Genomic DNA, 23,015 nt, shown 5'->3' with positions numbered 1-23,015 from the left:
CGGGCCGGTCGTTCCCGGGCCGGACGTTCCCGGTCGGGTCGTTCCCGGGCCGGTCGTTCCCGGGCGGGTCGGGCTAGGTCGGGTCCAGGCCGTGGCTGCGGAGCCAGGGCAGGGGGTCGATCGCCGCGCCGCCGCCGGGCCGGACCTCGAAGTGGAGGTGCGGGCCCGTGGAGTTGCCGGAGTTGCCGGAGTAGGCGATGACGTCGCCGGCCTTGACCTTGCCGGACCGGATCTTGGTGCTGCTGAGGTGGCAGTACCAGGTCTCGGTGCCGTCAGGCGAGGTCACTATGGCCATGTTGCCGTACGCGCTGTTCCACTGCGTGCGCACGGTGCCGTCGGTGGCGGACATGACCGGGGTGCCGTACGAGACCGGGAAGTCGATGCCGGTGTGCACGGACATCCACATCCCGCCGGCCTGGCCGAAGCTTGCGCTGAGGCCGTGCTGTTGGACCGGGATCGCGAACTTGGGGCGGGCCGCTTCCTTGGCCGCCTCCTCCTCCGCCTTCTTCTTCTTCTCGTCTTCCTGGCGCTGGCGCAGGTCGATGCGCTCCTGCGTGCGGCTCGCGCGGTCCGCGAAGTCGCCCGCGTCGGCGCTGAGCGCCGTCAGCTGGGTGTCGAGCTTGCTGTTCGCCGCGACGGGCTTCACCGAGGCCGGGTCGGGCGCGGCCATCGTGGTGGTTCCCTCGGCGGGCTTGTCCGCGCCGGTGAGCCCGCCGACGGAGGCGGCCGCGACACCGGCGACGCCCATCACGCAGGCGGAGGGAACGGCCACGGTCAGCAGGGCGGAACGCTTCGCCGGGGTGCGGCGCCGGGAGCCGGCGGCAGCGGCGGGCGCCGACTTCGGCTTGGCGCCGGCACGGCGCGAGGCGCGGGGCGCGGGCGCGGCGTCCTGGGTGACGGGCATGGCCTGGGTGGGCAGGTCGTGCAGGGGATCGGCCGCGAGGTCGAGATCGAGGTCCAGGTCGAGACCGAAGTCCGACTCGGTGCTCTCGGCGCCTTCGGTGGTCTCGGTGCTTGACGGGCCCTCGGTGTCGAGGACTTCGAAGACGGCGGTCTCGCTGTAGACGCCGGCGGCCGGGGCCTCGTAGGCGTAAGCCGTCTCTTGGTGCTGCTGCTGGTACTCGTACTGGTGGTGGTCGTACGAGAAGGTCTGGGTCTGCTGCTCGTGCTGCGGGACCGTGTTCCAGGCGGTGGCGTCGTACGCACCGGTCTCGGTGGCCGTGCTGCCGTAACCCGGCGTCGCCCACTGCCCGGTCTGCTCGTAGCCGACGGTGGTGGTGGCGGTCTGGTAGTCGGTGCTGCCGCTCTGCTGGTTCCAGGCGCTCGCGTCCCACTGCCCGGTTCCCGCGTCCTCGGGGACGCCGCCCTGGGCGGGGATCGACGACAGGTAGCCGCCCTCCTGTGCGTAACCCTCCTGCCCGGACCAGGCGGTGGCGTCGTACGCGCCGGTCTCGTAGGAGGGGTAGCCGGAGGCGTAGTCATACCCCTGACCCTGCGTTTCGTAGGAAACGTAGGGCGAGTCACCAGCGAAAGTGGTGTTGGAAAGGCCGTCGTACCCGGAATCGGGGTACAGGCCCGACGAGGGGCGGTCGTTCACCAACTTCTCTTTCGCCTCGGCAGTGGGGGGCCTGGGTGGCCAGGGAACGGGAGGTTCCTTGGGGAGAGCAGTGGCGTGACTGTACCCGGCGGTTACTGGCAACGACAATCTTCCAGGGGTTCCGAGCTTTGCGGAACCGGGCATTCGGCCGTCTTTCGGTCGCGGCGAGGCCGAGCCTTGGCCTTGAGTTCGAAATCCGTTCGAGTTTCGGTGGATTGGCGTTCACGCGACGGAAGCGGCATCTCCGAGGCTCGTGAGGGCGGTCGGGCCGGGCCCGTCGAGCGCGCGCCGGACCGCCGCCGTGACGGCGGGATGCGCCGGCAGGGCGAGGTGCCCGATGCCGGTGACCTGCACGTTCTCCGCGTAGAGGTCCGGGTGCTCGATGCGGGCCGTCTCGGTCGGGTCCATCAGCTCGTCGAACTCGCTCCAGAACGCCACGCATCGGGTCCTGCAGCCGGGCGCGGGTGCCCGCAGCTCGGCCATCACCTCGGAGTCCGGGCGCATCTGCCGCACCAGTGGGTGGGCGTCCATGAAGGGGGCGACCCGCGTACCGGAATGCGGGGTGCCGAGCGTGACGAGCGTGCGGACGCGGGCCCCGCCGCCGAGGCGCTGGACGTAGTACCGCCCGACCAGCCCGCCCAGGCTGTGCCCGACCAGGTCCACCCGCTCCTGCCCGGTGCGCTCGCACAGCTCCTCCACGCGCCGGGCGAGGTGGCGGGCGGTGACGCGCAGATCGCGCGTGAAGGGGGAGTAGTTGTACGCCTCCACGTGCCGCTGGCCGCCCGCGGCGAGGGTGCGGCGCAACAGGACGAAGACGGACCGGTTGTCGGTGAACCCGTGCAGCAGCAGCACGGGTGGGCGCCCGTGGTCCTTGCCGTGTGACCCGGCGGACTTCTCGGACCGTATCCCGGTCGGGTAGAGCAGCAGGTGGCCGCCGAGGACCACCGCCTCCAGCACCCCCGCCCGCAGTGCGGCCCCGGAAACGGGTACGGGTATGGACACCCCCATCGACGGCCCCCCTCAGCCCTCCGGGACTGCGTCGTGAAAGGGGTCTCCGGGCCGAGGCAGGCCGCGCCACCGTGCCGTGCGGCTGTCGGTACGGTGGCGCGGGCCCCCGGTGCGGCTCCCCTGGCGGTGAATCAACGCCGTCCCACGTGTGATTTCCCCCTCCTGGTTGACCGTGAAACGGGGGTGTGCGCGATGCTGTACTTAACGTTCGTTCACTCGGGAGGCAGTGCGATGGGTGTGACCGGTCCGATCCGTGTGGTGGTGGCCAAGCCGGGTCTCGACGGCCACGACCGCGGGGCCAAGGTGATCGCGCGTGCGCTGCGGGACGCGGGTATGGAGGTCATCTACACGGGCCTCCACCAGACCCCCGAGCAGATCGTGGACACCGCCATTCAGGAAGACGCCGACGCGATCGGCCTCTCGATCCTCTCGGGCGCCCACAACACGCTGTTCGCGCGCGTCCTGGAACTCCTCAAGGAGCGCGAGGCGGAGGACATCAAGGTCTTCGGGGGCGGCATCATCCCGGAGGACGACATCGCCCCGCTGAAGGCCAAGGGCGTGGCCGAGATCTTCACCCCCGGCGCGACGACGACATCGATCGTCGACTGGGTCCGCGCCCACGTCCGCAGCGCGTAGCTCCCGCCGCCCGGCCCGCCGACCCTGCCCGGGTCGCCGGGTCGCCGGGTCGCCGGGTCGCCGGGTCGCCGGGTCGCCGGGTCGCCGGGTCGCCCGGTCGCCGGGCGTCGGGTCGGGGCGTCGGGTGGCCGGGCGTCGGGTCGGGCCGCCGGGGCCTCGGGTCGCCGGGCGTCGGGTCGGGGCGCCGGGCGTCGGGTCGCCGGGGCGTCGGGCGTCGGGTCGGGGTGTCGGGTCGGGCCGCCGGCGGGGGGTCGGCCGCAAGCGAGCCGCCCCTCGGTGCGCCGGTACGGGGCCGCCGGCGACGGTCAGGCGGGGGCGAGTTCAGAGAGCATCGCGGCGCGCAGGCGCAGCGTGGCGACCAGGCGCTGGAAGGCCTCGGCCCAGTACGCGGCGGCGCCGGACGAGGCCTCCGCCGGGTCGGCGAAACCGGCGCCCCGCGCCACCACCGCCTCCAACCGCTCCGCCTCCGCAGGATCCAGGCAGCGCTCGGCCAGCCCCATCACCCCGCTGAAGCTCCACGGGTAGCTGCCCGCCTCCCGCGCGGCGTCCAGCGCGTCCACCACCGCCCGGCCCAGCGGCCCCGCCCACGGCACCACGCACACCCCGAGCAGCTGGAAGGCCTCCGAAAGGCCGTGGGCCCGTATGAACTCCGCGACCCATTGCGCCCGTTCCCCGTCGGGCAGGACCGACAGCAGCTTCGCCCGCTCCGCGAGCGACGCCGTGCCCGGGGCCGTCGCCGGCGGCGCCGACGCCGCGCCGAGCAGCGCCTTCGACCACGCCGGATCGCGCTGGCGCACCGCCGCCCGGCACCACGCCGCGTGCAGCTCCTCGCGCCAGCTCTCGCCCCCGGCCACCGGCAGTGCCACGATCTCCGCCGGACTCCGCCCACCGAACCGCGTCCGCCAGCAGGACAGCGGCGCCGCCTCCACCAGCTGGCCCAGCCACCAGGCCCGTTCCCCGCGCCCGGCCGGCGGCCGTTCGACCACCCCGTCACGGAGCATCCCCGCATCGCACTCCGCCGGCGGAGTCACGCCCTGCGGCCCCACGCAGGCCAGCGCCCGCTCGGCCATCCGCCCGGCCAGCGCCGACTCGGGCAGCGCGGACAGCAACTCCGCGGCCGTCGCCCGGACGTTGCGGCTCCGGTCTCCCAGGGCCGCCTCCAGGAACGGCTCGTCCCCTCCCGTCAGCCCCACCCGCAGCGAGTCGAGGAACATCAGCCGGTCCTCGGCGCGCTCGGTGGCCCAGGTCGTCGACAGCAGCCGCGTCGCAGCCGCCGCCTCGTGCGCGCGTACAGCGCCCAAGAGGGCCACCCGCTCCGCGAACAGGCCCTCCTGCCACAGCCGTTCCACTCCGACCCGGTCCGCGGGGTCGGGCAGCTCCCCGGAGCCGCCCGCCCCGCCGCGCAGGGCGAACCGCCAGTCCGGATTCAGCCGGGCCAGCCACAGACCCCGCGCCCCGGTCAGGGCCAATGCCGGGGCGCGCAGGTCCGTACGGGCCCGCGCCGCGTCCAGCAGCGCCGGCACCAGCGCGTGCGGCGCCCGGTACCCGTGCCGCGCGGCGGCGGCCAGCCACTGCGGCAGCAGCTCCGTCAGGTCCGGGGCGGTCCCGCGGCGCCCGCCGCCGCCGCCCGCGCCGGTCCGGCCGGCCAGCAGCTGGGCGAGCCGCCGCCGGGCCGCCGCCGGGGGAGCCGGTCGCGGATCCCGCGGCGCGGGATCCGGGCGAGGCCCCGCCGCGGCGGGCCGCAGCCCTGCCCGCCGCCGTACGGTCTGCACCGCCGCGGCATCGAGCAGCGCCCCCGGATTCCCCTGCCGCCGCGCGGTCCCCAGCACCGCGGCCCCGACCAGCTCCTCCCACTCCCCGTAACCGCCGCCCGCACCCGCGCCCGGTGTCGTCCCCGTCGTGGTCACCGTGCCCCTCCCTTTCGCCTTGCAGTGCTCCGGTCCCGCCCCCTCCGCGGGACCGGAGCGGATTTCGTGCCCCGTCGGTCGACCCTTCAGCTTGCGTGGTTGTCGTTCACAAAAGCCCCCCGGCTTCGTCGTTCGTGCACGTCGGCGCCCCCGCGCCGACGCTCCCTCCACCGCCCCGTCACCCCAGGGCGACCGGTTCCGGGCAGCCCGGATGCCACGCCGTCAACGGAGTGAATCCGCGGTGTCCGCATTCGCCGAACACCGTGACCGGGCCGCCGCCCGAGAGTGCGGCCAGCTGCCACAGCCCGGACCGCGATCCGCCGCCACCGAGCGGGGTGACCGGCAGCGCGGAGGTGCCCTCCGCGTCCGCCAGCTGCCAGCCCAGTTCCCCCGGTATCGGGATCACCGGGCCCAGCACCACCGGCCACGCGTCGAGCCACGGGTCCTCCCGCAGCGCCGCCCCGTACGCCTCAAGTGCCGCCCCCGTGCCGATCCCGGCCGGGGCCCGGTCCGGTGCGGCCGCCGCGGACCTCTCCCCGAGATCCGCCCGCAGCCCCGCCGTACCGGGACGGAAGCGGGCTTCCGCCTCCACCGCCAGCCCCACGGGCAGTGCCAGCGCCGGAGGCCGCCCGGGCGGTCCGAACTCCAGCACCAGGGCCGGGCGCCCGCTCCCCAGCCCGTGCAGCCACGTCCGGCGGGTGGTGAGCCTGCCGTCCGGTGACACCGAGTCGTACTGGGCCAGGACCAGCCAGCGGTCCCGTACGACCTCCCCCTCCGCGGCGGAACCCGGAAGCCCCACCCTGCTCCGGACCGTCGCGGCGAGCGGCTCCGGCAGGCCCGCCAAACCGAGCCAGCCCCGGTTCAGCAGGTGCAGCAGCGCGCCCTCCTCCAGCATCCGGGCGGGCCATCCGGGACCGCAACTGGGTATCGTCCCCAACTCCCGCACCCGCGCCGCCAGTCCCGGCGCCTGGGCGTCGACCATCCGCGCCGCGGTCTCCTCCCAGGGCGCGTAACCCGCCTGCTGCTGGCCGGCCAGGCCGCCGCGCAGTACGTCCTCCAGGCGCTGTTCCAGCTCGGTGACCCCCGCGCCGATCCGGGCCGCCCTCCGCTCGGCCCGGCGCTTCGCCGCCTCCTCGTCCGCCGGTCTTCCCGGCGCGGCCGCCGGGCGCGCGGCCCTGGCCGCCCGCCCCGCCGACCAGTCGGCCGCCCAGTCGGGCACCTCGCCGCTCGCCGTGCTCTCGTCGAACCCCCCTTCGGCCCGGAGCAGCAGCAGCCCGAGCGCGTGCTTGCACGGGAACTTCCGGCTCGGGCAGGAGCACTTGTACGCCGGGCCCGCCGGGTCCACGACCGTCCGGTACGGAGTGCTGCCGCTGCCCCTGCACAGACCCCACACCAAACCGGAAGCGGAACCTCCGATCTGTGACCACGAACCCGCCCCGCCCAGCTTGGCCCCCGCCTTGCGCGACGCATCGTCAGGAGCCAGAGCCAGTACCTGTTCCGCCGTGTGGCGGCCCCCCTGCTCAGTCATGTGTCCCACCGTAGAGACCCCCACTGACAATCACTCTGACCTGCAACGACGTTATGAGGGAGGGGTGTTGTCAGTGGCATGGTGCACGGTTGTTCCAGCGGTCGGGAACGGCTGCCGAGCATTGGAGGGGGACCATGACCATGCCCGAGAACGACAAGGGCGCAGACGCGCTGCGGCCGCACGCAGAAGACGCCTTCGCGGAAGAACTGAAAGCCCTCGCGGCGGCCGACGACAGGCCCCGCCCGACGCGCTGGAAGCTCTCCCCGTGGGCCGTCGCGACCTACCTCCTGGGCGGCACGCTCGAAGACGGCACCGTCATCACGCCCAAGTACGTCGGCCCGCGCCGCATCGTCGAGGTCGCCGTCACCACCCTCGCCACCGACCGCGCCCTGCTCCTGCTCGGCGTCCCGGGCACCGCCAAGACCTGGGTGTCCGAGCACCTGGCCGCCGCCGTCAGCGGGGACTCCACCCTCCTCGTCCAGGGCACCGCCGGCACCCCCGAGGAGGCGATCCGGTACGGCTGGAACTACGCCCGCCTCCTCGCCCACGGGCCCGGCCGCGAGGCCCTCGTACCGAGCCCCGTCATGCGGGCCATGGCCGAGGGCTCGACCGCCCGGGTCGAGGAGCTCACCCGCATCCCCGCCGACGTCCAGGACACCCTCATCACCGTCCTGTCCGAGAAGACGCTCCCGATACCGGAGCTCGGCCAGGAGGTGCAGGCCGTGCGCGGCTTCAACCTCATCGCCACCGCCAACGACCGCGACCGCGGGGTCAACGAGCTCTCCAGCGCGCTGCGCCGCCGCTTCAACACCGTGGTGCTGCCGCTGCCCGCCACCGCCGACGCCGAGGTCGACATCGTCGCCCGCCGCGTCGACCAGATGGGCCGCGCCCTCGACCTGCCGGCCGCGCCCGAGGGGCTGGAGGAGATCCGCCGCGTCGTCACCGTCTTCCGCGAGCTGCGCGACGGGGTCACCGCCGACGGGCGTACGAAGGTGAAGTCGCCGAGCGGCACGCTCTCCACCGCCGAGGCCATATCGGTGGTCACCGGAGGTCTGGCGCTGGCCGCCCACTTCGGGGACGGAGTCCTGCGCCCGTCCGACGTGGCCGCCGGGATCCTCGGCGCCGTGGTCCGGGATCCGGCCGCCGACCGGGTCGTGTGGCAGGAGTACCTGGAGGCCGTCGTGCGCGAGCGGGACGGCTGGAAGGACTTCTACCGCGCCTGCCGGGAGGTGACGGCATGAGCGGGCCGGCCGCCGGGCGGCGTGGGCCGCTGCTGCTGGGCGTACGGCACCACGGGCCGGGCTCGGCCCGTGCGGTGCGGGCGGCCCTGGACGCGGCCCGTCCGGCGGCCGTGCTGATCGAGGGCCCGCCGGAGGGGGAGGCACTGCTTCCGCTGGCCGCAGATCCCGGGATGCGGCCGCCCGTCGCCCTGCTCGCGCACGTCGCCGACGATCCGGGCAGGGCCGCGTTCTGGCCGCTGGCCGCGTTCTCGCCGGAGTGGGTCGCCATCCGCTGGGCGCAGGAGCAGGAGGGACCGGTTCCGGTCCGGTTCATCGACCTCCCGGCCGCGCACACGCTGGCCGCGGAACCGGGCCGCGGCGCGGCGGGCTCCGGCTCCGGCCCCGGCCCCGGCCCCGACGCCGACGCTGACGCGGACCCGGACGGTGACTCCTGCTCCGACCCCGTACGGCTGGACCCGCTCGCGGTGCTGGCCGAGACCGCCGGGTACGACGACCCCGAGCGCTGGTGGGAGGACGTGGTCGAGCACCGCGGCCCGGGGGCGGCGGATCCGCTCGGCGCGTTCGAGGCGCTCGCGGAGGCCATGGGCGCCCTGCGCGAGGCGTACGGGGACGGCGGCAACTCCCGGGACCGGGTGCGCGAGGCCTACATGCGGCAGCGGATGCGGGCCGCCCGCCGGGAGTTCGGTGACGCGTACGCCGTGGTGTGCGGGGCCTGGCACGTGCCGGCGCTGGCCGCGAGGACCACGGCGGCCGCGGACAAGGCGCTGCTGACCGGGCTCCCCAAGGCCAAGGTGGAGACCGCCTGGGTGCCGTGGACCCACCGGCGCCTCGCCCGGGCCGGCGGGTACGGCGCGGGGATCACCTCGCCCGGCTGGTACGCGCACCTGTTCGCGGCCCGGGACCGGCCGGTGGAGCGGTGGCTGACCAAGGTCGCCGGGCTGCTCCGGGAGGAGGACCGGCAGGTCTCGCCGGCGCACGTCATCGAGGCGGTCCGGCTGGCCGGGACGCTGGCCGCGATGCGGGGAAGACCCCTGCCCGGGCTGGCGGAGACGCTGGAGGCGGTCAGGGCGGTGATGTGCGACGGCTCCGACGTACCGCTCGCGCTGATCGAGGACCGCCTGGTCGTCGGGGACGTGCTCGGCGAAGTCCCCGACGGGGCCCCCGTGGTCCCGTTGCAGCGGGACCTGACCCGGCAGCAGCGCTCGCTGCGGCTCAAGGCCGAGGCGCAGGAGCGCGAGCTGGAGCTCGACCTGCGCAAGGACAGCGACGCGGCGAAGTCCGTGCTGCTGCACCGGCTGCGGCTGCTCGGCATCGACTGGGGCGCGCCGGCGGCTTCGCGGGGCAGTACGGGGACCTTCCGCGAGACGTGGCGGCTGCGGTGGGAGCCGGAGCTGTCGGTGCGGGTCGCCGAGGCCGGGATCTGGGGCACGACGGTCGTGGCGGCCGCCACCGCCAAGGCCGAGGCGGACGCGGCCGGGGCGGCGGAGCTCGGCGAGGTGACGGCGCTGGCCGAGCGGTGCCTGCTGGCCGGGCTGTCCGGGGCACTGCCCGCCGTACTGCGGGCCCTCGCGGACCGGGCCGCCCTGGATACCGACGTGGCGCGTCTCGCCAAGGCCCTGCCGGCGCTGGCCCGTTCGCTGAGGTACGGGGACGTACGGGGGACGGACGCGTCGGCGCTGGCCACGGTGGCGGGCGGGCTCGCGGAGCGGATATGCGTGGCGCTGCCCCCGGCGTGCGCGGCGGGTCTGGACTCGGGGGCGGCGGCGGAGCTGCGCGGCCATGTGGACGCCGTGCACGGCGCGATCGCGCTGTTGGACGAGGAGGGCCTGCGGGGACGCTGGTCGGCGGTGCTGCGGGCGCTGGCCGGCCGGGACAGGGTGCCGGGGCTGATCCGCGGCCGGGCGGCCCGACTGCTCCTGGACGACGGACGCCTGCCGGCCGAGGAGACGGCGCGCCTGATGGGCCTGGCCCTGTCCCCGGCGGCGCCGCCGCCCGACGCGGCGGGCTGGATAGAGGGCTTCGCGCAGGACGGCACGCTCCTCGTCCACGACGACCGGCTGCTGGCGCTGATCGACACCTGGCTGGCCGGGGTCCCGGAGGAGGCCTTCACGGACGTACTCCCGCTGCTGCGGCGGACGTTCGGGGCGTACGAGCCGGGCGTCAGGCGGAGCCTGGGGGAGCTGGTCCGCCGGGGCCCCTCGCCGAAGCCCGCACCGGGCGGTGCCCCCGCGGGTTTCGCACCCGCCCTGGACCCGTCCCGCGCGGACGCGGTCCTCCCGGTCCTCGCCCTCCTGCTCTCCGGCCCGCCGGCATGACCGCCGCCGGGCCGGGGCGGGCAGCGGGCGAGCAGCCAACGGTGGAGACGACAAGCAGCGGAAGGGGACGGGGAGATGACCGGTACAGGGGACTCGGCGGTGGGGGACGCCTCCGGAGAGGGCCGGCTGCGGAGGTGGCGGATGGTCCTCGGCGGGGAGGAGGACGGGACCGGGTGCGTGCTCGGCGGGCGGGACGCCCGGATGGACGCCGCGCTCTCGGCGCTCTACGGCAAGGGCGGGCAGCGCGGCGCGGGGCTCGGCGGCTCCGCGCCGCACGTGGCCCGCTGGCTCGGGGACATCCGTGCGTACTTCCCGAGCTCCGTCGTCCAGATCATGCAGCGGGACGCCATCGAGCGGCTCGGCCTCGCCTCCCTCCTCCTGGAACCCGAGATGCTGGAAGCCGTCGAGCCCGACGTGCACCTCGTCGGCACCCTCCTCTCCCTCAACAAGGCCATGCCGGAGACCACCCGTGAAACGGCCCGCGCCGTCGTCCGCAAGGTCGTCGAGCAGCTGGAGGAGCGACTCGCGTCCCGCACCCGGGCCACCCTCACCGGAGCCCTCGACCGCTCCGCCCGCACCAGCCGCCCCCGGCACGCGGACATCGACTGGGACCGGACCATCCGGGCGAATCTGAGGAACTACCTGCCCGAGTACCGCACCGTCGTTCCCGAGCGGCTCATCGGATACGGGCGCGCCGCCCGGGCGGTGAAGAAGGAGGTGGTCCTCTGCATCGACCAGTCCGGTTCGATGGCGGCCTCCGTCGTCTACGCCTCCGTCTTCGGCGCGGTGCTCGCCTCGATGCGTTCGATCGCGACCCGGCTCGTCGTGTTCGACACCGCCGTCGTGGACTTGACGGATCAGCTGGCGGATCCGGTGGACGTTCTCTTCGGTACGCAGCTCGGCGGCGGCACCGACATCAACCGCGCCCTCGCCTACTGCCAGTCCAAGATCACCCGTCCCGCCGACACCGTCGTCGTCCTGATCAGTGATCTCTACGAGGGCGGCATACGCCAGGAAATGCTCGGTCGGGTCGCGGCGATGAAGGCGTCCGGAGTCGAGTTCGTGACCCTGCTCGCACTGTCCGACGAGGGGGTTCCCGCCTACGACCGCGAACACGCCGCAGCCCTTGCGGCACTTGGGGCCCCGGCTTTCGCCTGCACGCCCGACCTGTTCCCGGAGGTGATGGCCGCGGCCCTGGAGAAGCGCCCCCTGCCCGCCCCCTGACCGACCCTGTCGATCCGCTCCCGCCGGGCCCCGCGTCCCGCCCGGCCACGCGGTCGCGATGCCTCCCGGGGCGGGGTCGCGATCCGCCTGCGCCGTGCGCCACCGCGCCTGGCGGATCGCACGAATATCCAGCTCAACCATGAGGGGATCTGTGACAGGTATCACCGCTCAGGTGTGATCTGCGATTTAGGGACCCACGGCCCGCGGGGATAACCTGCGGGACGGACATGCCGCGTCCACGGTCACCGTGTGCGCCTCCCTAGTGACAGCGCCGTCACGTTGCCCTCCGCGGCACGCCCACGCAGACAACCGCGAATCACTGCGAATCTTTGAAGACAAGGGACGGACGCGCGTGGACCTGTTCGAGTACCAGGCGAGGGACCTCTTCGCCAAGCACGGTGTACCGGTGCTGGCCGGTGAAGTCATCGACACGCCTGAGGCGGCTCGCGAGGCCACCGAGCGGCTGGGCGGCAAGTCGGTCGTCAAGGCGCAGGTGAAGGTCGGCGGCCGCGGCAAGGCCGGCGGCGTCAAGCTCGCCGCCACCCCGGACGAGGCCGTCGCCCGCGCGACGGACATCCTGGGCATGGACATCAAGGGCCACACGGTCCACAAGGTGATGATCGCCGAGACCGCTCCCGAGATCCTCGAGGAGTACTACGTCTCGTACCTGCTGGACCGCACCAACCGCACCTTCCTGGCCATGGCCTCGGTCGCGGGCGGCATGGACATCGAGCAGGTCGCCGAGGAGACCCCGGAGAAGCTCGCCAAGGTCCCGGTGAACGCCAACGAGGGCGTGACCATCGAGAAGGCCCGCGAGATCGTCGCCCTGGCGCAGTTCCCGGCCGAGGTCGCCGAGAAGGTCGCCGAGGTCCTCGTGACCCTGTGGGACACCTTCATCGCCGAGGACGCCCTCCTCGTCGAGGTCAACCCGCTCGCGAAGGTCGCCTCCGGCGACGTCATCGCCCTCGACGGCAAGGTCTCGCTCGACGAGAACGCCGAGTTCCGCCAGCCGGGCCACGAGGAGTTCGTGGACCACGCGGCCGCGAACCCGCTTGAGGCCGCCGCCAAGGCGAAGAACCTCAACTACGTGAAGCTCGACGGCGAGGTCGGCATCATCGGCAACGGCGCGGGTCTCGTCATGAGCACCCTCGACGTCGTCGCGTACGCCGGTGAGAACCACGGCGGCGTCAAGCCCGCCAACTTCCTTGACATCGGCGGTGGCGCCTCCGCCGCCGTCATGGCCAACGGTCTCGAAATCATCCTCGGCGACCCGGACGTCAAGTCCGTCTTCGTCAACGTCTTCGGTGGCATCACCGCGTGCGACGAGGTCGCCAACGGCATCGTCCAGGCGCTGCAGCTGCTCGCGGACAAGGGCGAGGCGGTCACCAAGCCGCTGGTCGTCCGCCTCGACGGCAACAACGCCGAGCTGGGTCGCAAGATCCTCTCGGACGCCAACCACCCGCTGGTCCAGCGCGTGGACACCATGGACGGCGCGGCCGACAAGGCCGCCGAGCTCGCGGCTGCGAAGTAAGGGCAGAGGTCACAGACTCACATGGCTATCTTCCTCAACAAGGACAGCAAGGTCATCGTCCAGGGCATGACCGGTGCCACGGGCATGAAGCACACCAAGCTGATGCTCGCCGACGGCACCAACATCGTCGGCGGCGTGAACCCGCGCAAGGCCGGCACGACCGTCGACTTCGACGGCACCGAGGTCCCGGTCTTCGGCTCCGTCGCCGAGGCGATGAAGGAGACGGGCGCCAACGTCTCCGTCCTCTTCGTCCCGCCGGCCTTCGCCAAGGCCGCCGTCGTCGAGGCCATCGACGCCGAGATCCCGCTGGCCGTCGTCATCACCGAGGGCATCGCGGTGCACGACTCGGCCGCCTTCTGGGCGTACGCGACCGCCAAGGGCAACAAGACCCGGATCATCGGCCCGAACTGCCCGGGTCTGATCACCCCCGGCCAGTCCAACGCCGGCATCATCCCGGGCGACATCACCAAGCCCGGCAAGATCGGTCTCGTGTCCAAGTCCGGCACGCTGACCTACCAGATGATGTACGAGCTGCGCGACATCGGCTTCACCTCCGCCGTCGGCATCGGTGGCGACCCGGTCATCGGCACCACGCACATCGACGCCCTGGAGGCCTTCGAGGCCGACCCGGAGACCGAGCTCATCGTCATGATCGGCGAGATCGGCGGCGACGCCGAGGAGCGCGCGGCGGACTTCATCGCGAAGAACGTCACCAAGCCGGTCGTCGGCTACGTCGCGGGCTTCACCGCCCCCGAGGGCAAGACCATGGGCCACGCCGGCGCCATCGTCTCCGGCTCCTCCGGCACCGCGCAGGCCAAGAAGGAGGCCCTTGAGGCCGCCGGCGTCAAGGTCGGCAAGACGCCGACCGAGACGGCCAAGCTGGCGCGCGAGATCCTGAACGCCGCGAAGTAGCGCTTGCCGCTGCCGTACGTGTGCGTACGGCTGTACGGGCGTGGCCCGCATCCCCCGGTGGGGGTGCGGGCCACGCCCGTTTCCGTCGGCTATTCGAGGCTGGGGCTGAGTCGCTCGGGCCGGTGGGCGGGATGCGCGCGGAGCCTTTCGCGCAGCTGCCGGGTCTCGTCGGTGAGCCGCTGGGGGCCGGCGAGCGGGGGGACCCCGGAGACGCTCGCGCCGGGCGCGATGGGGGGCTCGTACTGGCGGGGCGCGGTCACGGTCGTGTACGCGGTCGCGACGGCGATCACGGCGGTCAGGCCCAGGAACGCGCGGGTCCACCGCGTGGTGCGGTACTCGGCGGCGAGGCGTACGGAGGAGGCGGGACGGGGTTCCAGCGGGACGGCCGGGGTGACCGCGCCGAGCCGCTCGCGCAGCACCGCGGACCGCCTCTCGGGAGGCGCGGCGGCCAGCTCGGGGATGCGGTCGGCGAGGGCGGCGTGCGCGTGCAGGAGGCGGTTGCCGGTGGTCGGGGTGCTGGCCTCGGTCTCGGCGGCGGTGTCGGGCAGGTCGAGGCCGACGCCGTCGTAGAGCAGGACGGTACGGCGGTGGGCGGGCTGGAGCGCCAGCATGGCGTCCATCAGGATCCGGTCGGCGGGGGCGGCGGGGGCCTTGTCGGGGTGCTTGTGGGCGCGGCGGAGCCCGTGCCAGGGGGAGAGGGCGTACTCGTACACGGCCGCGCGCACCCAGCCGACGGGGTCGGGATCGACGGCCACCTCGGGCCACCGCGCCCAGGCCTGCTGGAACGCCCGCTCGACGGCCTCCTGGGCGAGCCGGCGGCGGCCGGTGAGGAGGTACGCCTGCCGCGCGAGCGCGGGCGCGGCGTACTCGTACAGCGCATCGAACGCGGCCCCGGGGCCGGCGGGCCCGGGCGCCGCGGCCGCCTGCCCCCGACCCTCCGGGGCGGCGGTCGCGTCCGCCTCAGGGGCCTGCCCGGCGGCTTCCGCGGGGTCCGAGACCTCGCCGGGCGCGGGGCCGGGGCCCTCCGGGCCGGGCAGGGGCTGCTCGCACACCTCCGGGGAGGCCGCCACAACTTCGGCCGGGGGGTGCGCCAAGGCTTCTGCGCGGGCGGGGGCGAGGACGGGTGCGGGGCACGGCAGGGGCCCGGGTGTGCCGATGGCCCTGGCGGTGGCTTTGACGGTGAACTTCGCCTTGTGGCGGGGTACGGCCGCCGACGGCCTCGCGCCCCGCTCGGCAGCCCCGGGCGGCCGGGTCCGGGGCCCGTGCCCGCTCATGCCGAAGGGCCGCATGGCCCCGGGCAGGCGCACCGGGGCCATGCCGGCCGAGGTCCCGGCGGCCGAGGTCCCGCCGGGGGCCGCCCCTGCGGGCTCGTGTGCTCCTGCGGAGGGCGCGGCTGCTCCCGCGGAGGGCGCGGCGCCCGGCGCCTCCGCCGACGCGGCGGCCGTCCGGGCCGTGCGGGTGTCCGCCGCGGCGGCGGGGGCCGCGCCCGGCCCCGCGGGCGCGGTCTCGGGCGCTGCGGTCCCCGAAACGAGGGACTCCAGGAAGGCGGCGTACAGCTCGCGCTTGCGGCCCCGGGGTTGGGTGCGGCCCGATTCCCAGGAGCGGACCGTGTTGGCCTTGACTCCCACCGCCGTCGCGACGGCCTCGTACGTCAGGTCGGCCGCCTCGCGCAGTCTGCGGCGTTCCTTGGGCGAGGGGAGCCTCGGCTCCTCGACGCTCTCTGTCATGCCACACTCCCCGTGACCTGCCGACAGACATGGGCGGAAAAGTACATAAAACGTATATTGGGCGACACCACGGGCATTCGCCTGTTACCCGCCCATAGCGCGTGTCGTTGGCACCATGGCGGGGTGACCCAAGTGACCGAACGCGGGACCCCGTTGCCGACGGCCCCCCGAGCCGCCGCCGGGCGGCGCCGTTCGCCTGCTGCCGCCGCCTGCGTGCTGGGCGGGGCCGTCGCCGCCGGGCTCGGGCTCGGCTTCCTCGCCGTGCTCGTCATCGTGCTCTGGATCAGCTCCCCGTACCCCGACAGCGGGCCCGGCGGCGCCCTGCACCTGGCGGCCGGGCTCTGGCTGCTCGCCCACGGGACCGAGCTCGTCCGGTACGAGACCCTCTCCGGGGTGCCGGCCCCCGTCGGCGTGACCCCGCTGCTGCTCGTCGCACTGCCCGCGCTGCTCATGCGCCGGGCGGCGCGGCTCGGCAGCGCCTCCGGCGACGGCGGCGACGGCGGCGACGGTGACGGGGATGAAGTGCTGCCCGCCTCCGCCGTCTTCTCCGCCGTGACCTGCGGATACCTCTCCGTCGGATCCCTCGCCACCGTCTACGCGGCCGCCGGCCCCATGCCCGCCGACCCCCTCAGCGCCGCCTGGCACGTCCCGCTCGTCGCCGTGCTCGCCGCCGCCGGCGGGGTCTGGGCGGCCAAGGGGCGTCCGGTCGGGCCGCTGCCGCACCGGGTTCCCGCAGCCGTGCGCCGGGCCGCCGCCCGCCCCCGCTACGCCCTCGCGCTGCGCGCCGGAGCCGCCGGGGCCCTCGTCCTGCTGGGCGGCGGCGCGCTGCTCGTCGGGGCCTCGCTCGCCTGGCACGCCGCCGAGGTCCAGGCGTCCTTCCTGGCGCTGACCGGGGTCTGGTCCGGCCGCTTCGCGGTCCTGCTCCTCGCCCTCGCACTGCTTCCCAACGCCGTGGTCTGGGGCGCCGCCTACGCCCTCGGTCCCGGCTTCGCCCTCGGCGCGGGCGCGACCGCGACCCCGCTCGGCTCCGCCGGTTCGCCCGCGCTGCCGAGGTTCCCGCTGCTGGCGGCGCTGCCGCCGGAGGGGCCCGGGACCCTGCTGACCTGTTCGACCGCCGGGGTGCCGCTGCTGGCCGGGCTGGCAGTCGGGTGGTTCGCCGTACGCCGGGCGCGTGAAGTCTCGTACAGGGAAACCGCCCTGACGGCGGCTCTGGGCGCCCTGGTGTGCGGGCTGCTGCTGGCCGGGCTCGCGGCGGCCTCCTCGGGGCCGCTCGGCTCGCGGCGGCTGGCGGGCTTCGGCCCGGTGTGGTGGGCGACCGGCGCGGCGGCCTTCGCCTGGACCCTGCTCCTGGCGGTGCCGGTCGCGGTGTCGGTGCACTCCTGGCGGACCCGGCCCGCCCGGCAGGCGGAAGCCCTCGCGCCGGACGCCGAGGACGAGTGGCACGACAGCGGCGTACGGGAACTGCGCTGGGAGGCCCTGCGCCGGGCGGCGGGCACCCTGGTCCCGGACCTGCCCCAGGATCCGCCGCAGGCCGAGGCACCCGCGGCGCCGGTCGCAGCCGCACCCAAACCGCAGCGCCGGCTCACGATCGTGACGGGGCTTCACCTGGACCTGACGCCGATTCCGACTCCGGCGAAACCGGCCGACACGCCGCCGCAGCCCCTCGTCCCGCCCGTGACCGGCGTCCGCGTACTGGCCCGCCGCAAGCCCCCGGCCTGAAGTCCCGCAGCTCCTACTGCTGGACCTTCAGGATCTTGCCCAGCATGTTGTCCGGCAGCAGGTCGTTGCACTGCAGTTCCGCCGACTTGGTGAGGGCGTCCTCACGGCAGACGTAGAAGTCCTTGTAGGCCAGCTGCAAGCCGTACGAGCTCAGCGCCAGCAGGATCGCCAGCGAGGCCGTGACCAGCCCGCCGACCGCAGCCGTCCGCTGCGGCCGGGCGGCCGGTCCGAGGGCCGCCAGGCCCCCCTGCGCGGCCGGGCGCGCCACACCGTCAACGGCGGAGGCCCCGGAAGCCCCGGATCCGGCCGCCGCCGGCTTCCCCCGCAGTCCGCTGATCCCCCAGTACAGGGCGAGCGCACCGAGCAGCAGCCCCACCGACGGGATCCCGAAGATCCCGAAGAAGAAGCCCCACATGCCGGCCAGCAGCGCATACCGGGCGCGCCGCTGGATCGGGTCCGTCGGGTCCCAGCGCGCCGGACCGCCGGGGCCGGATCCGGGGTCCTCGTCCGGGCGGCCGCCGCCGTCGCCACTGCTGCGCGGCTGCCACGGCTGGTCAGGCCGGCCTTCCGGGGGAGCCGCGAAGGGGTTGTCGTCGGTGGAGGAGTCGGGCTGGCGGCGATCCGGCATCGAGTGCGTTACTTCCCCTGTGTCGTGGACGTCCAAGGACGTCGTGGGCCTCGCGGGCGGCGTGCGTCGAAGGGCTGTTGACGTGCGGCACGGTGCTGCGCACCGCGCCGTATGCGGCTTGTACGCCAGACGCTACCCCTCGCCCGTCCCCCCGTCCCTCGGGGGCCGTCCGGTGTGCCGGTATCGTTGCAGGCGGTCGGCGGCTTCGTAGGGTCACCCGTATTTAGGGGCGCCTTGCTTTCGTCTGATCACACAAGATGTACGGAAGTACGTGAAGTACGTATGGACGCATTCCCGCAGAAAGGGCCTCCCATGGCCGCCTCCCGCCTGGTCGTGCTGGTCTCCGGTTCCGGCACCAACCTCCAGGCCCTGCTCGACGCCATCGACGCCCACCCCGGCGGAGCGGAGGGCTTCGGCGCCGAAGTCGTCGCCGTGGGGGCCGACCGCGAGGGCATCGCCGGCCTGGAGCGGGCCGAGAAGGCCGGGATCCCCACCTTCGTGTGCCCGGTGAAGGCGTACGCGACCCGCGAGGAGTGGGACGCCGCCCTCACCGAGGCGACCGACGCCCACGCGCCGGACCTCGTCGTGTCCGCCGGGTTCATGAAGATCGTGGGCGCCTCGTTCATCGGCCGCTTCGGCGGCCGCTTCGTCAACACGCACCCCGCCCTCCTCCCGGCCTTCCCGGGCGCCCACGGAGTACGGGACGCCCTCGCCTACGGCGCGAAGGTCACCGGCTGCACGGTCCACTTCGTGGACGCCGGCGTGGACACCGGTCCGATCATCGCCCAGGGTGTGGTCGAGGTCCGGGACGAGGACGACGAAGCCGCTCTGCACGAGCGCATCAAGGAAGTCGAGCGCCAGCTGCTCGTCGACGTCGTGGGGCGCCTGGCCCGGCACGGCTACCGCATTGAGGGACGAAAGGTAACGATCCAGTGACCGCCGTAGAGAGCAGCACCATCTCGTCGAGCTCGTCGAAGCGGCCGATCCGGCGCGCGCTCGTCAGCGTCTACGACAAGACGGGGCTGGAGGAGCTGGCCCGCGGCCTGCACGAGGCGGGCGTCGCGCTCGTCTCCACCGGCTCCACCGCCTCCAAGATCGCCGCGGCCGGCGTGCCCGTCACCAAGGTCGAGGAGCTCACCGGCTTCCCCGAGTGCCTGGACGGCCGGGTCAAGACCCTGCACCCGCGCGTGCACGCCGGAATCCTCGCCGACCTGCGCCTGGAGGACCACCGGACCCAGCTCGCCGAGCTCGGCATCGAGCCCTTCGACCTGGTGATCGTCAACCTCTACCCGTTCCGGGAGACCGTCGCCTCCGGCGCCACCCCCGACGAGTGCGTCGAGCAGATCGACATCGGCGGCCCGTCGATGGTCCGCGCCGCCGCCAAGAACCACCCGTCGGTCGCCGTCGTCACCAGCCCCGCCCGGTACGCCGACGTCCTCGCCGCGGCCCAGGGCGGCGGCTTCGACCTCACCGCGCGCAAGCGGCTGGCCGCCGAGGCCTTCCAGCACACCGCCGCGTACGACGTCGCCGTGGCCTCCTGGTTCACGAATGCGTACGCCCCGGAGCCGGAGGCCGTGCTCCCCGAATTCCTGGCCGGCGCGTGGGACCGCAAGTCCACCCTCCGCTACGGCGAGAACCCGCACCAGGCCGCCGCCCTGTACACGGACGGCCGGCCGGGCGGGCTCGCCAACGCCGAGCAGCTGCACGGCAAGGAGATGTCCTTCAACAACTACGTGGACACCGAGGCCGCCCGCCGTGCCGCGTACGACCACGACGAGCCCTGCGTCGCGATCATCAAGCACGCCAACCCGTGCGGCATCGCCGTCGGCGCGGACGTCGCCGCCGCGCACCGCAAGGCGCACGCCTGTGACCCGCTGTCGGCCTTCGGCGGCGTCATCGCCGTCAACCGCCCGGTGACCGTCGAGCTCGCCGAGCAGGTCGCGGAGATCTTCACCGAGGTCATCGCCGCTCCCTCGTACGAGGACGGCGCGGTCGAGATCCTGGCCAAGAAGAAGAACATCCGCGTCCTCAAGGTCGACGGCACCCCGCACCAGCCGGGCGACCTGAAGCCGATCTCCGGCGGCGCGCTGCTCCAGCAGTCCGACCTCTTCCAGGCCGAGGGCGACGACCCGGCGAACTGGACCCTCGCCACCGGCGACGCCCTCTCGCCGGAGGAGCTCGCCGAGCTCGCCTTCGCGTGGAAGGCCTGCCGGGCCGTCAAGTCCAACGCGATCCTGCTCGCCAAGGACGGCGCCTCGGTCGGCGTCGGCATGGGCCAGGTCAACCGCGTCGACTCGGCGAAGCTGGCCGTCGAGCGGGCGGGCGCCGAGCGCGCGCAGGGCTCGTACGCCGCCTCCGACGCCTTCTTCCCGTTCCCGGACGGGCTGGAGATCCTGACCGCCGCGGGCATCAAGGCCGTGGTCCAGCCGGGCGGTTCGGTCCGTGACGAGCAGGTCGTCGAGGCCGCCGAGGCGGCCGGCGTGACCATGTACTTCACCGGGACCCGGCACTTCTTCCACTGAGCCGGTACCGCCACCACGGCGAAGGCCGCCATCCGCAGCGCGTGCGGGTGGCGGCCTTCGCCGTGGTGCCGGTGCCCTGCGGGGATCAGTAGCGCGGGCGGTTGAACCAGGCCACCGAGTCCTTGTTGACCGCGGCGATCAGGATGACCACGCCGATCGCGAGGCCGATGATGCCGCCCAGCACGCCGGCCGGCGTGCTGCCGCCGTTGCCGCTCATGTTCGTGAAGTTCGCGAGGCTGCTGAGCAGGAAGAGCACGGAGTAGACGATCGTCGTGATCCGCGTGGCGTTGCCGCCCTTGGCGAACTTCACGCCGAGCACGATCGCCCACACGGCGAACCCGATGGCGATCAGCGCGATGACGGCGATCAGGCCGGCCGCCATCTGGCCCGAGGAGCTGCTGCCGAGGCCGCCGGCCGAGTCGGTGCTGGAGAGGAAGGCCGCGCCCAGCAGGGCGAACGCGCCGACGATCAGCTGAAGGCCCGCGATGATGAAGAGGAGCACGCGCGCGGTCTTCAGCAGACCCGGCATCTGCATGGGCATGCCCGGGTAGCCGCCGGGGCCGGCCGGGTAGCCCTGGTTGGGGTAGCCCATCGGTGCCTGCTGCGGGTAGGCGTAGCCGCCCTGAGGCGGGATGCCCTGCGGGGCCTGCTGCGGGTAGCCGTAGCCGGGCTGGCCCTGCGGGGCCGGCGGCTGCTGCTGCCCGTACGGGTTGTTCGGGTCGCCGAAGCTCATCTTGGGGTGTTCCTCCGTGGAAGTGCGGGGACGCACGGCACGCACGGAGGAATCACTGCGATGTGCGGTCCGCCCCCCGGCACTGCCCGCGGCACTCTTTCCGCCATCGTGGGCCGATCGGGCCGGAGTTGTCCAGCGAGGGCGCGCCGGGCCGGCCACTTGTTGTGCAAGTGCAATGAACGGGTCAAGCCCGGTACGGAGTGCCCGACCGGCCCCGCGACTGGAAGCGAAGCCGGTCCATCCGGGAGGATGGGGCCATGACCGCCCAGATTCTCGATGGCAAGGCCACCGCCGCCGCGATCAAGTCCGAACTGACCGCCCGCGTGGCGGCGCTCAAGGCCCGGGGCATCACCCCCGGCCTCGGCACCCTGCTGGTCGGCGACGACCCGGGCAGCCGCTGGTACGTCAACGGCAAGCACAAGGACTGCGCCGAGGTCGGCATCGCGTCCATCCAGCGCGAACTGCCCGCGACGGCCTCCCAGGAGGACATCGAGGCGGTCGTACGGGAGCTCAACGCGAACCCGGAGTGCACCGGCTACATCGTCCAACTCCCGCTCCCCAAGGGCATCGACACCAACCGGGTCCTGGAGCTGATGGACCCGGCCAAGGACGCCGACGGCCTGCACCCGATGTCGCTGGGCCGGCTGGTGCTGAACGAGCCGGGCCCGCTGCCCTGCACCCCGTACGGGATCGTGCAGCTGCTGCGCCACCACGGCATCGAGATCAACGGCGCGCACGTGGTGCTCCTCGGCCGCGGCATCACCGTCGGCCGCTCCATGGGCCTGCTGCTGACCCGCAAGTCGGAGAACGCCACCGTCACCCTGTGCCACACCGGCACCCGCGACCTGGCGGCCCAGCTGCGCCAGGCGGACATCATCGTGGCGGCCGCGGGTGTCCCGCACCTGGTCAAGCCGGAGGACGTGAAGCCCGGTGCGGCCGTGCTGGACGTGGGCGTCAGCCGCGACGAGAACGGCAAGATCGTCGGCGACGTGCACCCGGGTGTCGCCGAGGTGGCCGGCTGGATCTCCCCGAACCCGGGCGGTGTCGGCCCGATGACGCGGGCGCAGCTGCTCGTGAACGTCGTCGAGGCGGCGGAACGGACGTCGAACAGTGCGGGCTGAGCACGAAGCGGAAGCCGGGACCGGCGCGGAGCCCGAGCCCGGCGCCGAGCCCGGTGCCGGGACAGCGGCCGGTGCCGGGGCCGTGGCCGGTGCCGCCGGTGCGGGGTCCGCCGGGGCCCCTGCCGCCGGGGCCGGGGCCGCCGCCCCCGAGGCCGCGAAGTCGCGCCGCTTCCCCTCCATCACCAAGGACACCGCGCGCCCCGAGGGCCACGGCCGGGCCGCGCCCGGTGACGCTCTCGCGGCCCGCCAGTGGCCGATGCTCAGCGTGCTCGCCGCCACCGCCGTCGGACTGCTGCTGACCGCTCTGGGCCACCCACGGGTCGGCTGCCTGGTGATGGGCGTGGCCCTGATCGCGGCCTCCGTCCTGCGGCGGGTACTGCCGCAGGTGGGGATGCTCGCGGTGCGCTCCCGCTTCACGGACATGGTCACGTACGGGCTGCTCGGCGTGGCGATCACGCTGCTCGCGCTGGTGATGGAACCCAAGCCGGTGCTGGACATCCCGTTCCTGGAGAGCGCGGTCCGGTTCACCGTCCGCTGAGCCGGACGAGTCGGGCCACCTGACGTACTCGCACCCCGCTCGTACACCCGTCCGGCGGTGTCGGGGGGTCGAAAAGAGCGGGGAAATCCCCCTCCAGGCCTTCGAACTCCCGGTCCGTGTGCCCTGCA

Annotated in this window: 18 protein-coding genes; 11 read left to right on the top strand and 7 right to left on the bottom strand. The window is 74.0% G+C overall.

The genetic code is table 11. The annotated features are described in order from the left end of the window. Nucleotides 1-73 precede the first annotated feature (73 nt). Both ACIBAD_RS07690 and ACIBAD_RS07685 read right to left on the bottom strand, forming a co-directional pair. Nucleotides 74-1,597, bottom strand: coding sequence for a M23 family metallopeptidase (locus tag ACIBAD_RS07690; RefSeq protein ID WP_398905203.1), 1,524 nt, complete (start codon nt 1,595-1,597; stop codon nt 74-76). A 222-nt stretch (nt 1,598-1,819) separates the two neighbouring features. Beyond that, on the bottom strand, nt 1,820-2,605 hold the full coding sequence (locus ACIBAD_RS07685) for an alpha/beta fold hydrolase (RefSeq protein WP_134071919.1): 786 nt from the start codon (nt 2,603-2,605) through the stop codon (nt 1,820-1,822). A gap of 231 nt (nt 2,606-2,836) precedes the next feature. On the opposite strand from ACIBAD_RS07685, the gene ACIBAD_RS07680 reads away from it, so the two are divergent. Further along, nucleotides 2,837-3,241 (top strand): cobalamin B12-binding domain-containing protein, encoded by a 405-nt coding sequence (locus ACIBAD_RS07680; RefSeq protein ID WP_134071917.1) that lies wholly within the window; start codon nt 2,837-2,839, stop codon nt 3,239-3,241. A gap of 305 nt (nt 3,242-3,546) precedes the next feature. Here ACIBAD_RS07680 and ACIBAD_RS07675 read toward each other — a convergent pair whose 3' ends face one another. Continuing rightward, nucleotides 3,547-5,148 carry a DUF5691 domain-containing protein gene (locus tag ACIBAD_RS07675; protein WP_398905201.1) on the bottom strand — a complete coding sequence of 534 codons (1,602 nt, stop codon included), beginning with the start codon at nt 5,146-5,148 and terminating at the stop codon, nt 3,547-3,549. A 178-nt stretch (nt 5,149-5,326) separates the two neighbouring features. Then, nucleotides 5,327-6,676: an SWIM zinc finger family protein gene (locus tag ACIBAD_RS07670; protein WP_398905199.1), complete on the bottom strand. Its 1,350-nt coding sequence runs from the start codon at nt 6,674-6,676 to the stop codon at nt 5,327-5,329. 134 nt (nt 6,677-6,810) lie between these two features. On the opposite strand from ACIBAD_RS07670, the gene ACIBAD_RS07665 reads away from it, so the two are divergent. The 5 genes from ACIBAD_RS07665 to sucD all read left to right on the top strand — a co-directional run bounded on the left by ACIBAD_RS07665 (nt 6,811) and on the right by sucD (nt 13,899). Then, on the top strand, nt 6,811-7,917 hold the full coding sequence (locus tag ACIBAD_RS07665) for an AAA family ATPase (protein WP_134071913.1): 1,107 nt from the start codon (nt 6,811-6,813) through the stop codon (nt 7,915-7,917). Further along, nucleotides 7,914-10,232: a DUF5682 family protein gene (locus tag ACIBAD_RS07660; protein WP_398905196.1), complete on the top strand. Its 2,319-nt coding sequence runs from the start codon at nt 7,914-7,916 to the stop codon at nt 10,230-10,232. Before ACIBAD_RS07665 ends, ACIBAD_RS07660 begins: the two co-directional genes overlap by 4 nt. Before the next feature lie 75 nt (nt 10,233-10,307). Beyond that, nucleotides 10,308-11,456 carry a VWA domain-containing protein gene (locus ACIBAD_RS07655; RefSeq protein WP_398905194.1) on the top strand — a complete coding sequence of 383 codons (1,149 nt, stop codon included), beginning with the start codon at nt 10,308-10,310 and terminating at the stop codon, nt 11,454-11,456. A gap of 352 nt (nt 11,457-11,808) precedes the next feature. After that, the gene (sucC, locus tag ACIBAD_RS07650) at nt 11,809-12,987 is read left to right on the top strand and encodes an ADP-forming succinate--CoA ligase subunit beta (protein ID WP_134071907.1); all 1,179 of its coding nucleotides are present in this window, start codon (nt 11,809-11,811) and stop codon (nt 12,985-12,987) included. Nucleotides 12,988-13,008: 21 nt separating this feature from the next. Beyond that, a complete protein-coding gene (sucD, locus tag ACIBAD_RS07645) occupies nt 13,009-13,899 on the top strand; it encodes a succinate--CoA ligase subunit alpha (protein WP_030864229.1) in 891 nt (296 codons plus the stop codon). An 89-nt stretch (nt 13,900-13,988) separates the two neighbouring features. Here sucD and ACIBAD_RS07640 read toward each other — a convergent pair whose 3' ends face one another. Continuing rightward, nucleotides 13,989-15,626 (bottom strand): helix-turn-helix domain-containing protein, encoded by a 1,638-nt coding sequence (locus tag ACIBAD_RS07640; protein ID WP_398905191.1) that lies wholly within the window; start codon nt 15,624-15,626, stop codon nt 13,989-13,991. A gap of 123 nt (nt 15,627-15,749) precedes the next feature. On the opposite strand from ACIBAD_RS07640, the gene ACIBAD_RS07635 reads away from it, so the two are divergent. Continuing rightward, nucleotides 15,750-17,345, top strand: a complete 1,596-nt coding sequence (locus ACIBAD_RS07635) for a DUF6350 family protein (protein ID WP_398905189.1) — start codon at nt 15,750-15,752, stop codon at nt 17,343-17,345. A 13-nt stretch (nt 17,346-17,358) separates the two neighbouring features. On the opposite strand, the gene ACIBAD_RS07630 is transcribed toward ACIBAD_RS07635, so the two are convergent. Further along, the gene (locus tag ACIBAD_RS07630; protein WP_134071903.1) at nt 17,359-17,973 is read right to left on the bottom strand and encodes a hypothetical protein; all 615 of its coding nucleotides are present in this window, start codon (nt 17,971-17,973) and stop codon (nt 17,359-17,361) included. A gap of 312 nt (nt 17,974-18,285) precedes the next feature. Between ACIBAD_RS07630 and purN the strand changes: the two genes are divergently transcribed. Both purN and purH read left to right on the top strand, forming a co-directional pair. Then, on the top strand, nt 18,286-18,909 hold the full coding sequence (gene purN / locus ACIBAD_RS07625) for a phosphoribosylglycinamide formyltransferase (protein WP_134071901.1): 624 nt from the start codon (nt 18,286-18,288) through the stop codon (nt 18,907-18,909). A 20-nt stretch (nt 18,910-18,929) separates the two neighbouring features. After that, nucleotides 18,930-20,495, top strand: a complete 1,566-nt coding sequence (purH, locus tag ACIBAD_RS07620; RefSeq protein WP_134074431.1) for a bifunctional phosphoribosylaminoimidazolecarboxamide formyltransferase/IMP cyclohydrolase — start codon at nt 18,930-18,932, stop codon at nt 20,493-20,495. Nucleotides 20,496-20,580: 85 nt separating this feature from the next. On the opposite strand, the gene ACIBAD_RS07615 is transcribed toward purH, so the two are convergent. Beyond that, on the bottom strand, nt 20,581-21,228 hold the full coding sequence (locus ACIBAD_RS07615; RefSeq protein ID WP_398905186.1) for a hypothetical protein: 648 nt from the start codon (nt 21,226-21,228) through the stop codon (nt 20,581-20,583). A 257-nt stretch (nt 21,229-21,485) separates the two neighbouring features. On the opposite strand from ACIBAD_RS07615, the gene ACIBAD_RS07610 reads away from it, so the two are divergent. Together ACIBAD_RS07610 and ACIBAD_RS07605 are read left to right on the top strand one after the other, a co-directional pair. Continuing rightward, the gene (locus ACIBAD_RS07610; RefSeq protein ID WP_030154841.1) at nt 21,486-22,349 is read left to right on the top strand and encodes a bifunctional methylenetetrahydrofolate dehydrogenase/methenyltetrahydrofolate cyclohydrolase; all 864 of its coding nucleotides are present in this window, start codon (nt 21,486-21,488) and stop codon (nt 22,347-22,349) included. Continuing rightward, nucleotides 22,339-22,887, top strand: coding sequence for a DUF3017 domain-containing protein (locus ACIBAD_RS07605; RefSeq protein ID WP_398905183.1), 549 nt, complete (start codon nt 22,339-22,341; stop codon nt 22,885-22,887). The genes ACIBAD_RS07610 and ACIBAD_RS07605 overlap by 11 nt, the downstream gene beginning before the upstream one ends. Nucleotides 22,888-23,015 lie beyond the last annotated feature (128 nt).

This window comes from Streptomyces sp. NPDC051109, assembly GCF_044455885.1.
Taxonomy (GTDB): Bacteria; Actinomycetota; Actinomycetes; order Streptomycetales; family Streptomycetaceae; genus Streptomyces.
Note: the sequence above shows the minus strand (reverse complement) of the source record. Positions and strands in the feature narration are given on the sequence as shown.